Raw genomic sequence first — 13,734 nt, 5'->3', positions numbered from 1 at the left:
GCTGTGGGGTGGGCGCGAAGGCTATGAGACGCTGCTCAACACCAATCTCGCGCAGGAAGACGCGCAGTTCGGGCGGTTCCTGAACATGATGGTCGACTACAAGCACAAGATCGGCTTCGACGGCACCATCCTGATCGAACCCAAACCGCAGGAACCCACCAAGCACCAGTATGATTACGATGTCGCCACCGTCTACGGCTTCCTCAAGCGTCACGGGCTGGAAAATGAGGTGAAGGTGAATATCGAGCAGGGTCACGCAATCCTTGCCGGCCACAGCTTCGAGCACGAGATCGCGACCGCCGTGGCGCTTGGCATCTTCGGCTCGATCGATATGAACCGGAACGACTACCAGTCCGGGTGGGACACCGACCAGTTCCCCAACAACGTGCCCGAGGTCGCGCTGGCCTATTACCACATCCTGCAAGGGGGCGGCTTCACCACCGGCGGCACCAATTTCGACGCCAAGCTGCGTCGCCAGTCGCTCGATCCCGAAGATCTGCTGATGGCCCATATCGGCGGGATGGATATCTGTGCCCGCGGGTTGAAGGCTGCCGCGGCAATGATCGAGGACGGCACGTTGCCGGGCTTCGTCGAAGAGCGGTACGCGGGCTGGAGCGCACCCGAGGCGCAGGCGATGCTGAATGGGGAACGCACGCTGGATGACATCGCTGCACGGGTCGAGGCCGAAGGCATCAACCCCGCGCCGGTTTCGGGGCGGCAGGAATATCTCGAGAACGTCATAAATCGCTTCGTCTGAGGTCGCGATGGTCACGCCCGGCGAGATTCGAGACTACCAGCTTGCGGATGGCGATACGCGTGTATCGCTGCTCAATCTGGGCTGCATCACGCGCGGTTGGTGGGTGCCGATGGACGGGGCGTCGGTTCCGGTCGTGCTCGGCTATGCCGATCCGGCGCGCTACCTGTCGGACCGGATATTTACCGGGGTCATCGCGGGCCGGGTTGCCAACCGGATCGGCGGGGCGCGGTTCACCCTGGCCGGGCAGGAATACCGGGTCACCGCCAACGAAGGGCTCAACCAGCTGCATGGCGGGGCCGGGGGGCTTCATGCCCGGATCTGGCAGGCGGAACCCGACGGGTCGCGGGCGGTGCGCTTTCAATATCGCTCGGCCGATGGCGAGGAGGGCTTTCCCGGGCGCGCCGATTTCGAGGTGATCGTCACGCTGGAGGGCGCGCGGGTCACCTATGACATGCGGGCCACCGTGGACCGCCCCACGCCGATCAACCTGGCGCAGCACAGCTATTACACGCTCGGGGTCGAACGGATTTCCCTCGACGCGCAGTTCCTCTGCCCGGCCGATCGCTACACCCCCGTTGACGCCTCGCTGATCCCGACGGGCGAGATCGCCCCTGTCGAAGGCACGCGTCACGACTTCCGGGCAGGGGCAGGCTTCGCGGACAAGGATCCGGAGGGGCAAGGGACGGACCTCAACTTCGCGATGCCGGAGGGCCGCGAGATGAGCGACCCGGTGGCCGAGGTTTGGGCCCCCAACAGTCTGCGCTTGCGCATGTGGTCGGATCAACCGGGGCTTCAGGTCTATACCGGGCACGGGATGCCCCGTCAGGTCGGTGCCCATGAAGGCCAAAGCTTTGCCCCGTGGAACGGGCTCGCACTGGAGCCGCAGGGCTATCCCGACGCGGTGAACCAGCCGGGATTTCCGTCGGTCATCGTGACGCCGGAAAGGCCCTATCGGCAGGTGATGTCGGTCGAGATCGCAGAGGGGGGATCGTGATGCGCTGGCTTGTGCTTGCCCTGTTGCCGCTGTTCCTGCCGCTGCCCATGCCGCTGGCGGCGCAGCCTGTTTTCCCACCCGCCGAGTTCGTCGAAACCGATCCGGCCCGGGTCGAGCTTGGGCACCTGCTGTTCTACGATCCGATCCTGTCGGGCAACCAGGAGGTTTCCTGCGCGACCTGCCACCACCCGCGGTTTGGCACCGGAGACGGTGTGTCTTTGTCCCTTGGAGACGGGGCGCAGGGGCTGGGGCCCGATCGCGTGGCCGACCCGGAAAATCTGCCCGAGCAGCGCATTCCCCGCAATGCCCCGGCGCTATTCAACCTCGGGGCAACCGAGTTCACCCATATGTTCCACGACGGCCGCCTGGAGGCGGACCCGACGCGGCCCAATGGCATCCGCACGCCGCTTGGCGACGCCATGGCCGAGGGGTTTGACTCCGTCCTGTCGGCGCAGGCCATGTTCCCGGTGCTGTCCCCCGACGAGATGGCGGGGCACTATTCCGAGAATCCGATTTCCCGCGCCGTGCGCATGGGGCACCTGTCGCTTGCCGGCGGGGCGTGGGACCAGATCGCCGCGCGCGTTGCCGCGATCCCTGAATATCGGGCGCGGTTCGACGCGGTTCTGGGTGACGGCGCCCCGATCCATTTCACCGATATCTCGAACGTGGTGGCCGATTTCATCCGCTTCGAATGGCGCGCGGACCGGTCCTCGTTCGATCTCTACCTCGCCGGGGAAGCTGCATTGCCCGAACCTGCTGCGCGGGGCTTGGCGCTCTTCTACGGCGAAGCGGGTTGCGCAGATTGCCATGCAGGCCGCTTTCAGACCGATCACGACTTTCACGCCATCGCCATGGTGCAGCTTGGCCCGGGCAAGGCGGCGCGGTTCGAAAGCCACGCCCGAGACGAGGGCCGGATGCGTGTCACGGGCGACCCAGAAGACGCCTTTGCCTTCCGCACCCCTTCCTTGCGCAACGTGGCGCTGACGGCGCCCTACGGCCATGCGGGGGCCTATGCGACGCTGGAGGCCGTGATCCGCCATCACCTCGACCCGGTTGCATCTCTCTACGGCTATGACCGGAGCCAGGCGATCCTGCCCGCGCTGCCCGGCGTGGAGGACTGGCGCATCCTGGACGACCCCGCCGAAATCGGGGCAATCGCAGCGGCCAACGAGTTGGAGCCGATGCCGCTGGAAGACGCGCAAATTGGCGATCTGGTGGCGTTCCTTGAGGCGCTGACCGACACCGAGGGGGCCGATGGCAGGCTTGGTGTTCCGGAAACCGTGCCAAGCGGATTGCCGGTGGATCGCTAGCGCTTTTCTGCGAAAAGCGCGGGAAGGGTCTTTCGAAGACCCTTGCAAGGATTTTTGGAAAATCCTTCCTGCGATCTGCCATCAGCGCGTCACGGCAATAGCCTGGTTGAGCTCGACCGGCTGCCAGTCCCCCGCCATGCCATCCGGCCAGATGACCCGCAGTTCCGCCTGCTCCATGGCTCCGAGGCCGAAATGCAGCGGACCTGCGCTGCCGCCCGCATGGCCGCCGCCAACGGTGATTTCCTGCGTCCAGACCCTGTCGCCTGCGCGAAGCTCTACGAAGGCACCGACTGCATCGGGGTTCACCCCATCCTGATGCACCGACACCGACAGCCAGTTTCCGCCGCCTTCGGTGACGTTCTGATAGAGTTCCAGCGGCGCGCGGCGGTTGAGCACGGCAAGATCCAGCAACCCGTCCGCGTTCATGTCGACAAGGGCCGCCCCCCGCGCCCGGTGAAGGCTGGCCACACCAGCCTCCAGCCCCGCTTCGTAAAACCGCCCGTCTGACCTGCCCATCAGCAGGTTGTTGGGGTCGTCCATGGCGCTGCCCGGCATCTGTTCCACGTTGCCCTTGGCCACGAACAGGTCATCCCAACCGTCGTTATCCACGTCGCCGAACACCGCGTGCCACCCGGTCGACGGGCGTCCGTCACCGCCAGTATAGGGCCTGTGGGCGGTGGCGCCGCTCTCGAACGGGGCATCGCGGTAGCTTGGGCCGCTCGCCCCCGGTTCGAGCATTTGCAGGCGCTGATCTGCCATCGAGGTCAGGTAGACCTCCGGCAGCCCATCCCCGTCGAGATCGCGCGACGCGATGCCCATCCCCCAAAGCATGTGCCGGTTCCAGCCGTCCCCGGCGCCATAGAGCCGGGGGCGCGGGTCCATCGCCCACATCTGTTCCTCTCCATCACGGACGTAATAGTGCCGGTCATTCGACACGCGCAGGTCGGCGCGACCCCGCCGGCCCCAATCCGTAAACAGCATCGACAGGGCGCAGAAGCCGGGTTCCAAGACCTCGGCTGGCGCGTAGGCGGGCCCGTCGGGGCGGTAGAGGTGATTGGCGTCGCAGGCCTCGAACGGGCCCTCGGGGTCATCGCGGTTGACGTAGTTGCCGAATGCGAGCGTCGGTAGGACTTGCCCCGCTTCCCACGTTGCAGAAAAAGCGGTTGTCCACCTGTCCCCGCCGTCGAATCCCATCCCCTGGAAGGGAACGAAGTGGCACCCCCCGACCCCGCGCATCAGGCGGTTTTCACCGACGCGCAGAACCGCCAGGTCCATCAGCCCGTCGCTGTCAATATCAAGGGGATAGGCCCCGATCACCCCGGTCATAGCAAGCCCGCCCTCGGCGGGTTCGAAGGCAATCGCACCGCCGGGCGCCGACCGGTTCAGGAACAGCTGCGCCGGGTTCTCGCCCCCGGCCGCATAAAGCTCTGGCAGGGTGTCGCCGTTGCAATCGAAGCTTGCCACGCCCCCGCCGACGAAATGTTCCCATCCGCCGTCATAGACATGGTCGGAAATAGGGCGGGGGGAAAACAGCGGGTCCGCCGCGACGGGCGCGGCGCAGAGCGCGGACAGTAGCACAAGCGCCCTAGGCCGCATTGGTGGCCAGGCTCCGGATGGTCAGTTCCGATACCCCCTCCATACCGCAGGCAGCAGCACCCTTGGCCCACATCAGGTCGCCCCATTTATGGACGCGGATTTCCGGCAAGGGGGCGTCGACCTGCACGACCGAGGCCTTCACCCGGTTCAGAACCTCTTCGGAATAGAGGAAGTCGAAGGTCATCTGCTCGCCCGACAGGATCACGAGGCTGGGGTCAAAGATATTGATCACGTTGGCCAGGCCCATGGCAAACATGCGGCCGGCCCGATCGAAGATGGATCGCGCCATCGCGTCGCCGGCCTTGGCGCGGGCGTGCAGGGCGGACAGGTCGTCCTCTGGCTGCGCGCTGCCGCGAATATTGGCCTCGCGCAGAAGCGCGTAATCGCCCACATAGGCCTCCAGGCAGCCGCGCTGGCCGCAGCGGCAGAGTGCGCCGTCGAGCTGCACCTTGGTATGCCCGAACTCAGCCCCGCAGCCGCGCTCGCCGCGATAGATCTTGCTGTCGATCACGATGCCCATGCCGACGCCTTGTTCGATGGTGATCACGATGAAATCGGACACGTTGCGCGCCTGGCCGAACAGCTGCTCGGCCTTGGCGACCAGGTTGGCGTCATTATCCATGAAGAAGGGCACCGGCAGCGCATCCGACAGCATCAGCCCCAGTTCCACGTTGCGCTGATCGAGCGAGGGCGACCAGTGCACGAAGTTGCGCGCCGCGTCGATGAGCCCCGCGAGCCCAAGACCCACGCCAGAAATGTCCGCTAGACGCCGCCCCGCCGCCCGGCAGGCCCCGTCCAGAGCCCGGCGGACCAGCGATACCATTTCCTCGGGCGACATCACCGGGCCGGGCAGTTCATGGTCGTATTCGCCGACGGTGTTGCCCTCGAAATCGACCAGGATGACGGTGGCGGAGCGATCGGAAATCTTCATGCCCGCGATCAGATGGGCGTCGCCGCGCACTTTGAGCGCGACGCGGGGGCGGCCCCGCTTGGCCCCGGGGCGGTCGCTGTCTGGCGAGATTTCTTCGATCAGGCCGGCGGTCAGAAGTTCGGCCGTGATCGCCGTGACCGTAGCCGGGCTGACCTGTGTTTCACGGGCAATGTCGATCCGGGCGATTCGGCCCGATTTCCGAATCGCCTCGAAGACCTGCTGACGCCCGATCTCTCTTTGATCAATGCCCTGCGATGTGCGCTGAATGACGGCCACGATGTCCTCCCGCAGGTATAATTCAACAAAAAAAATAATTCGGCAAGCAAGCGTTTGAGGAAAAAATATGTCGTCGGCGCGATCGAGATCATCATTTAATTTGATAATCGAAAAAAATGGTGCTAGACCAGACTCACGAGGCGCACCCCGACCAATCGGGGGCGTCGCGTATCAAGGGAGGATATCATGAAGTTTCTCAAAGCAGCCGCAACGACTGTGTTCGCGGCATCCATGACCACCGCAGCCTTCGCGCAGGACATCACCGTCGGCGTGAGCTGGTCGAACTTCCAGGAAGAGCGTTGGCAGACCGATGAAGCCGCCATCGTCGCCGCCCTGGAAGCCGCAGGTGCCGAATACATCTCGGCCGACGCGCAGTCTTCCGCTGCTCAGCAGCTGTCCAACATCGAAAGCCTGATCGCGCAGGGCGTTGACGCGCTCATCATCCTCGCGCAGGACGCCGCGGCCATTGGGCCCGCCGTGCAGATGGCAGCCGACGAGGGCATTCCGGTCATCGCGTATGACCGCCTGATCGAAGACGACCGTGCCTTCTACCTGACCTTCGACAACGTCGAAGTGGGTCGGATGCAGGCGCGTGCCGTTCTCGAAGCTGCCCCGAGCGGCCGCTACGTGATGATCAAGGGCTCGCCCACTGACCCGAACGCAGACTTCCTGCGCGGCGGTCAGCAGGAAGTCCTGCAGGCGGCAATCGACGCCGGTGAGATCGAGATCGTCGGCGAAGCCTACACCGATGGCTGGCTGCCCGCGAACGCACAGCGCAACATGGAACAGATCCTGACCGCCACCGACAACGGCGTTGACGCTGTCGTGGCTTCCAACGACGGCACCGCAGGTGGTGTTGTTGCCGCTCTGACCGCTCAGGGCATGGAAGGTATCCCGGTCTCCGGCCAGGACGGCGACCATGCCGCTCTGAACCGCGTTGCCCTGGGCACCCAGACCGTGTCGGTTTGGAAAGACGCGCGTGACCTCGGCCGTGCCGCAGGTGAAATCGCCGTGGCCCTGGCCAGCGGCACCGCGATGGCAGACATCGAAGGCGCGCAGTCCTGGACCAGCCCGGGCGGCACCACGATGACCTCCATGTTCCTGGCTCCCGTGCCGATCACCCGCGACAACCTCTCGGTCGTGGTCGACGCTGGCTGGATCGACCTGGAAACCCTCTGCCAGGGTGTCACCGACGGACCTGCGCCCTGCAACTAAGCTGTGATATACTCACGCTGAGCTAACACCGATGCGCCCCGAATCCGGGGCGCATCACCCAAGAAAACCGCTGAACTCTGGAGTCCGGAAATGACCGACACCACGTCTCAGCCAATTCCCCAACAGCGTCGGAACTTGTTCCAGCAGCTAGAGCTGGACACCCGTCTATTGGGTATGGTTGGTGCATTCATCGTCCTGTGCATCGGGTTCGACTTCATAACCGAAGGCCGTTTCCTGACCCCGCGCAACATCTTCAACCTGACGATCCAGACCGTTTCGGTCGCGATCATGGCCTGCGGCATGGTCTTCGTCATCGTCACGCGCCATATCGACCTGAGCGTCGGGGCCCTTCTGGCCACCTGCTCGGCCATTATGGCGATGACCCAGACCCGGATCTTGCCTGACATGATGGGGCTTGGGCTGGAAAACCCCGCCATCGCGCCGATCGCCATCCTGGTGGGGATCGCGACGGGCACGCTGATCGGGGCCTTTCACGGCTGGCTGATCGGGTATCTGACCATCCCGGCCTTTATCGTCACGCTTGGTGGCCTTCTGGTCTGGCGCAACGTTGGCTGGTTCCTGACCCGCGGCCAGACGATTGGCCCGCTCGATGGCAACTTCATGATCTTCGGGGGCACAAATGGCACGCTCGGGCCGACCTGGTCTTGGATCGTGGGGGGCGTGCTGACGCTGGCGGCGATTGCCGCCATGTGGAACGGCCGCCGCTCGAAGGCGAGCCATGGCTTCCCGGTCAAGCCGATCTGGGCGGAACTGACCCTGTCCGGGATCACCGCCGTCGCGATCATGGGCTTCATCTGGATCCTCAACTCCTACGAGATCCCGGCCGCCCGCCTGCGCCGCATGTTCGAAGCGCGCGGCGAGACGATGCCCGAAGGCTTCACGACCACCTATGGTCTGCCGATCTCGGTGCTGCTCCTGATTGCCATCGCCATCGCGATGACGATCATCGCCCGCCGCACCCGGCTTGGCCGCTACATCTTCGCCACAGGCGGCAACCCGGACGCGGCAGAGCTGTCGGGGATCAACACCCGCCTGCTGACGGTCAAGATCTTCGCCCTGATGGGTGCGCTCTGCGCGATCTCGGCAATCGTTGCATCTGCCCGACTGGCCAATCACACCAACGATATCGGCACGCTCGATGAACTGCGCGTGATCGCCGCCGCCGTGATCGGCGGGACGGCCCTGTCCGGTGGTCTGGGCACGATCCACGGGGCGATCCTGGGCGCGCTGATCATGCAATCGCTGCAATCCGGCATGGCCATGGTCGGCGTCGATGCGCCTTACCAGAACATCGTCGTCGGCGTGGTGCTGGTGATGGCCGTTCTCATCGACATCATCTACCGCAAGCGCACGGGGGATCACTGACATGACCACACCACTCGTAGAAATGCGCGACATGTCGATTGCCTTTGGCGGGATCAAGGCGGTCGACCACGTGACGGTCGATCTCTACCCCGGCGAGGTCGTGGGCCTTCTGGGCCATAACGGCGCCGGCAAGTCGACGCTGATCAAGATGCTGTCGGGCGCATACAAGCCCGATGGCGGCCAGATCTTCATCAATGGCGAGAAGGTTACCATCAACAACCCGCGCGACGCCCGGGCCCACAATATCGAGACGATCTACCAGACGCTTGCACTGGCCGATAACCTCGATGCGGCGTCCAACCTCTTCCTTGGCCGGGAACTGGTCACGCCGTTCGGGCTGGTCGACGATGCGGCGATGGAGGCGGAAACGCGCGAGATCATGGGGCGGCTGAACCCGAACTTCCAGAAGTTCTCGGCCCCGGTGTCGGCTCTGTCCGGCGGTCAGCGGCAATCGGTGGCCATCGCGCGCGCGGTCTATTTCAACGCCAAGATCCTGATCATGGATGAACCGACCGCCGCGCTCGGGCCACATGAGACGCAGATGGTGGCCGAACTGATCCAGCAACTGAAGGCCGAAGGCATCGGGATCTTCCTGATCGACCACGACGTGCACCAGGTGATGGAACTGTGCGACCGGGCCAGCGTGATGAAGAACGGAGAGCTGGTCGGAACGGTGAACATCGCCGATGTGACCGATGACGACCTTCTCGGCATGATCATCCTGGGCAAGAAGCCGGGCGAAGTCGCGGCCTGACTCCCTCGGACATGTGAAAATCAAGCGGCGGCCCCTCGGGGTCGCCGTTTTTCGTTGGTGCTGACGGGGCATGTCGTATCCTGCCAGCGGATTTCGCATTCCGACAGGTGCGGCGGGACGCAGACCAGCAATGATCGCCCAACAGCTTTCCCGGAGACCGTCCATGTCCGACACTGCCCTCAAGCCCCGCGCCCGCGCCGGTGGCCGCACCGCCCGCCGCAGCCTGCGCAGCACCACCGACAGCACCATGCTGCCGGGCCTGGTCAACGCGCTTCCCCGCTGCGAGGTGATGGACGAGGAGAAAGTCCACCTTATCGACGCGGCCTCGATGGACATCCTCGAAAACGTGGGCGTCGTCTTCCGCGACGACATTGCCCTGGCCGACTGGAAACGGGCCGGGGCCGATGTCCGGGGCGATCGGGTGCATCTCGACCGGGGGCTTGTGCGAGACCTGATCGCGACGATCCCGGCCGACTTCACCTACCACGCGCGCAACCCGGCCCATAACGTGCGGCTTGGCGGGCGGCACGCGATCTTCGTCCCGATGACGGGCGCGCCCTACCTGCGCGACCTTGACGACGTGCGCCGCAACCCCACGCTCGACGACCTCGCCATGTTCCACAAGCTCAGCCACATGAGCCCGGCCCTGCATTCCAGCGCGCATCACATCGTGGAACCTTACGATCACCCGATCAGCCAGCGTCACCTGCGCATCACCTATTCCTCGATGAAACACTCGGACAAGACCTTCATGGGCATGACGACGAGCCCGAAGAATGCCGAGGACGTGATGGACATGTGCGCGATCCTCTTCGGGGAGGAGTTTCTTGAAACCCACCCCGTCACCACCGGCAACTGCAATGGAAACAGCCCGCTTGTCTGGGATGAAACCATGTTGGGCGCAATGCGCGCCTTTTGCCGCCGCAATCAGCCCGTGCTGTGCAGCCCCTTCGTTCTTGGGGGCGCGAATACGCCCGCATCTGTCGCCCCCGCCGTGGCGCAGTTGAACGCCGAAGCCCTGTCGGCCCTTGCCTATACCCAGGTGATCCGACGCGGCTGCCCGGCCATTTACGGGCACTACCTGTCGACCGTGTCGATGCGGTCGGGGGCGCCGATGGCAGGGACGCCGGAAATCAGCCTGATGAATTTCATGATCGGCCAGATGGCGCGGTTCTATGGCGTGCCGTGGCGGACCTCGAACACGCTTGGCGGTGCCAAGACCTTCGACGCGCAGGCGGGCTATGAAAGCGCAACGACCCTGTCGGCGGTGATGCATTCTGGCGCGAATTACATCTGGCATTCCGCCGGTTGGAACGAGGCCGGGATGCACTGTTCCGTGGCCAAGTTCGTGGTCGACGCCGAGCAATGCGCCATGGCCTATCGCATGGCCGAAGGCCCCCGGTGGGACGATTTCGACGAAGGTATCGCGGCGGTAAAGGATATCGGCCCCGGCGGGCATTACCTCGGACATTCCCACACACAGGAAAATTTTCAGCGGGCCTTCTTCATGCCGGAGCTTTTCGACAACAACTCCATCGAACAATGGGTCGCCGAAGGGTCGCAGGAAATCACCGCGCGCGCGCTGACCCAGGCCCGCAAGCTGTTGCGCGAATACGAAGAACCCAGGCTCGACGCAGCCAAGAACGAGGAACTGCTCGACTACATCGCCCGGCGCGAGCGGGAGATTCCGGCAGCCGATGCCCTGAACCAGGAGTATTGATGTGTCGCGCGACCCCCTGCTGGAGCCTTACCGCCTGCGCCACCTGACGATCCGCAACCGCATCATCTCGACCGCCCATGCCCCGAACCTCGTCGAAGATGGCCACCCGCGAGACCGCTACAGGCTCTACCACGAGGAAAAGGCCAAGGGCGGGATCGGGATGACCATGGTCGGGGGATCGACCAATATCGCGCCTGACAGCCCCTCGGTCTTCGGGCAGCTTTATGCAGGCGATGACAGCATCGTGCCGTGGTTCCAGCGGCTGACGGACGGGGTGAAATCCCATGGCGCGGCCATCATGTGCCAGATCACCCATATGGGGCGGCGCACGGCCTGGGACGACGGGCACTGGCTGCCGGTCATTGGCCCGTCGGGGCGGCGCGAGCGGGCGCACCGGGCGTTTCCAAAGGTGATGGAACGCGAGGATGTGGCGCGCGTGGTGGAGGATTTCGCCGCCGCCGCCCGTCGTTGTCAGGAGGGCGGGTTCGACGGGATCGAGCTGCTGTCGCATTCCCATCTTCTGGGGCAGTTCCTGTCACCCCTCGTCAATGACCGGGAGGACGACTATGGCGGGTCGCTTGAAAACCGCCTGCGCCTGACGCTGGAGGTTCTGGCGGCAGTGCGCGCTGCCGTGGGGCCCGAGATGATCCTCGGCATCCGCATGACCGGCGATGAACTGGAAAGCGCGGGGTTGTCCGCCGATGACTGCGTGACTGTCGCGCGGATGCTGGCCGAGACGGGGCAGGTGGATTTCCTCAACATCCTTGCAGGCGCACCTTACGACGATCTGGGTCTGGCCGGGTGGGTTCCGCCCATGGGCATGCCATCGGCGCCGCATCTGCCCATTGCGGGCCGCATCCGTCAGGCGACGGGGCTGCCCGTGATCCACGCGGGCGGGATCGCCGATCTGGCCACCGCGCGCCACGCGCTGAGCGAGGGTCACGTGGACCTCGTCGGCATGACCCGCGCCCATATCGCCGATCCCCATCTGGTCGCGAAACTGATGCGCGGCGAGGAAGAGCGCATTCGCCCCTGCGTGGGCCTTGGCGCCTGTGTGGATCGCGTGAACCAGGGCAAGCCTGCCGTCTGCGGCCACAACGCCGCAACGGGGCGCGAGGCGGTGATGCCCCATGTGATCGCGCCCTCTGACACGCGTCGCAAGGTGGTGGTCGTTGGCGGTGGTCCCGGCGGGCTGGAGGCCGCGCGCGTGTCTGCCCTGCGCGGCCATGACGTGATCCTGATGGACGCCGCAGACCGTTTGGGTGGTCAGCTTCTGTTGGCCTGCAAGGGGCGCATCCGGCGGCAGGTCAGGGGCGTGGCCGATTGGCTGATCGCCGAAGTGGAACGGCTCGGGGTCGAGATCCGCCAGAACTGCTATGCCGAGCCTGCGGATGTGCTGGACGAAGCGCCTGACGCAGTGATCGTCGCGACAGGCGGCTGGCCGACCCCGCCCGCCATACCCGGCGGTGATCTGACCCTGTCGAGCTGGGACGTTCTGTCCGGTGCGGCGCGCCCTTCGGGCTTGGTCTTTCTCGTGGATGAGGCGGGCGGTCACGCCGCTGCCGTCACCGCCGATATGCTGGCCGAAATGGGCTGTGCCGTGGAGTTGGTCAGCCCCGACCGCGCTGTCCTTCAGGATCTTGGCCCCACGACCTCTGCCGTTGCCCTGCGCCAGATGGCCCGTGACGGGGTGCGTTTGACCTGCCTGCACGAGCTGGCCCGCGTTGAAGCGGATGGCCCGAAACGCATCGCCACGCTGCGCCATGTCCTGACCGGGAAAACCGTTACCTGCGAGGTGGATCACGTGGTGGTGGAACAGGGGCTGGTCCCGTCCGATACGCTCTACCACGCCCTGAAGCCCGGGTCGCGGAACCTTGGCCAGCTCGACCATGCCGCGATGATCGCGGGCACCGATCCCTTCCGTCCCCGCAACCCGGACGGCCGCTACTGGCTGGCCCGGATCGGGGATGCGGTGGCGGGGCGCGATATTCACGCCGCCGTGTATGACGCCCTTCGGGTCTGCAAGACGCTCTAAACGCTTTACTTCCCGCGTGCATTCGCGCTCTGTCACGGGCATGACCGATCACCTCAAGGGCCTTCTGATCACCACCTGCGGTGTCCTGCTGGTCGTGCCGGATTCGCTTTTCGTGCGGCTGATCGTGGCCGAGCCCACGGTGATCGTCTTCTGGCGAGGGCTGATTGCAGGGCTATTGGTGGCCGCAGCCGTTCTGGCCTTCCAAGGTCTGAGCGGCTTTCGCGCGGTTCTGCGCACGGGATGGCCGGGGGTGCTTTACACGGTGCTTCTGGCTTCAACCGCGCCCGGATTCGTGATGGCGGTGGCCAACACGAGCGTGGCAAACGTGGTGTTCATCCTCGCCTCCATGCCGATCTTCGCCGCCGTTTTCAGCCGGGTGTTCCTGGGCGAGCCGATCACGAAGCGGATGCTGTGGACGATCGGGGCTGTTCTGGTAGGACTTGGGATCATCGCCTATGGGTCGGGCGAAAACGAGCTGGCCTCGTGGACGGGCGATCTGTGGGCACTCTACACCTCGGCCTCTTTCGCTGCTGCGCTGACAGCGGTGCGCCGCTTGCGGGATACCTCGATGATCCCGGCGGTGCCGGTGGCCTACTTCCTGGCTGCCTTGATGATGTCTGTCATCTCTGACCCGGTGGCCAGTTTCGCCCCGCAATGGCCGCTGTTCGTGGCTCACGGGGCCATCATCGGGGCGTCGTCCTGCCTGTTGGTGCTTGGGCCCCGCTACCTCAGCTCGGCAGAGGTGGCGCTGCTAATCCTG

The 13,734-nt window shown here is 65.0% G+C and carries 10 protein-coding genes and 1 pseudogene; 9 read left to right on the top strand and 2 right to left on the bottom strand.

All coding sequences use genetic code 11. The features are described 5' to 3' along the window. The 3 genes and pseudogenes from ACEQXV_RS01360 to ACEQXV_RS01350 all read left to right on the top strand — a co-directional run. Positions 1-757, top strand: a pseudogene (locus ACEQXV_RS01360) (xylose isomerase); the annotation flags it as partial. Positions 758-764: 7 nt separating this feature from the next. Then, positions 765-1,751 carry an aldose epimerase family protein gene (locus ACEQXV_RS01355; RefSeq protein ID WP_370267520.1) on the top strand — a complete coding sequence of 329 codons (987 nt, stop codon included), beginning with the start codon at positions 765-767 and terminating at the stop codon, positions 1,749-1,751. Next, positions 1,751-3,061, top strand: a complete 1,311-nt coding sequence (locus ACEQXV_RS01350; protein ID WP_370267518.1) for a cytochrome-c peroxidase — start codon at positions 1,751-1,753, stop codon at positions 3,059-3,061. The genes ACEQXV_RS01355 and ACEQXV_RS01350 overlap by 1 nt, the downstream gene beginning before the upstream one ends. 81 nt (positions 3,062-3,142) lie before the next feature. Here the strand turns inward: ACEQXV_RS01350 and ACEQXV_RS01345 are convergent, their stop codons facing one another. Next, entirely contained in the window at positions 3,143-4,657 is a 1,515-nt protein-coding gene (locus ACEQXV_RS01345) for a CRTAC1 family protein (RefSeq protein ID WP_370252201.1), read from the bottom strand. After that, a complete protein-coding gene (locus ACEQXV_RS01340) occupies positions 4,647-5,864 on the bottom strand; it encodes an ROK family protein (protein WP_370252199.1) in 1,218 nt (405 codons plus the stop codon). Before ACEQXV_RS01340 ends, ACEQXV_RS01345 begins: the two co-directional genes overlap by 11 nt. 186 nt (positions 5,865-6,050) lie before the next feature. Between ACEQXV_RS01340 and xylF the strand changes: the two genes are divergently transcribed. The 6 genes from xylF to ACEQXV_RS01310 all read left to right on the top strand — a co-directional run. Next, positions 6,051-7,079 (top strand): D-xylose ABC transporter substrate-binding protein, encoded by a 1,029-nt coding sequence (xylF, locus tag ACEQXV_RS01335; RefSeq protein ID WP_370252198.1) that lies wholly within the window; start codon positions 6,051-6,053, stop codon positions 7,077-7,079. 90 nt (positions 7,080-7,169) lie between these two features. Continuing rightward, complete coding sequence (locus tag ACEQXV_RS01330; protein WP_370267517.1) at positions 7,170-8,465, top strand: sugar ABC transporter permease; 1,296 nt, start codon at positions 7,170-7,172, stop codon at positions 8,463-8,465. A 1-nt stretch (position 8,466) separates the two neighbouring features. After that, on the top strand, positions 8,467-9,219 hold the full coding sequence (locus ACEQXV_RS01325) for an ATP-binding cassette domain-containing protein (protein WP_370252195.1): 753 nt from the start codon (positions 8,467-8,469) through the stop codon (positions 9,217-9,219). Between the two features lie 163 nt (positions 9,220-9,382). Then, complete coding sequence (locus ACEQXV_RS01320) at positions 9,383-10,939, top strand: trimethylamine methyltransferase family protein (protein WP_370267516.1); 1,557 nt, start codon at positions 9,383-9,385, stop codon at positions 10,937-10,939. 1 nt (position 10,940) lies between these two features. Then, on the top strand, positions 10,941-12,974 hold the full coding sequence (locus tag ACEQXV_RS01315; protein ID WP_370267514.1) for an FAD-dependent oxidoreductase: 2,034 nt from the start codon (positions 10,941-10,943) through the stop codon (positions 12,972-12,974). 40 nt (positions 12,975-13,014) lie between these two features. Then, on the top strand, positions 13,015-13,734 hold a 720-nt coding region (locus ACEQXV_RS01310; RefSeq protein WP_372525015.1), incomplete at its 3' end, for a DMT family transporter.

The sequence above is a fragment of the Nioella sp. genome (genome assembly GCF_964229645.1).
GTDB lineage: Bacteria > Pseudomonadota > Alphaproteobacteria > Rhodobacterales > Rhodobacteraceae > Nioella.
Note: the sequence above shows the minus strand (reverse complement) of the source record. Positions and strands in the feature narration are given on the sequence as shown.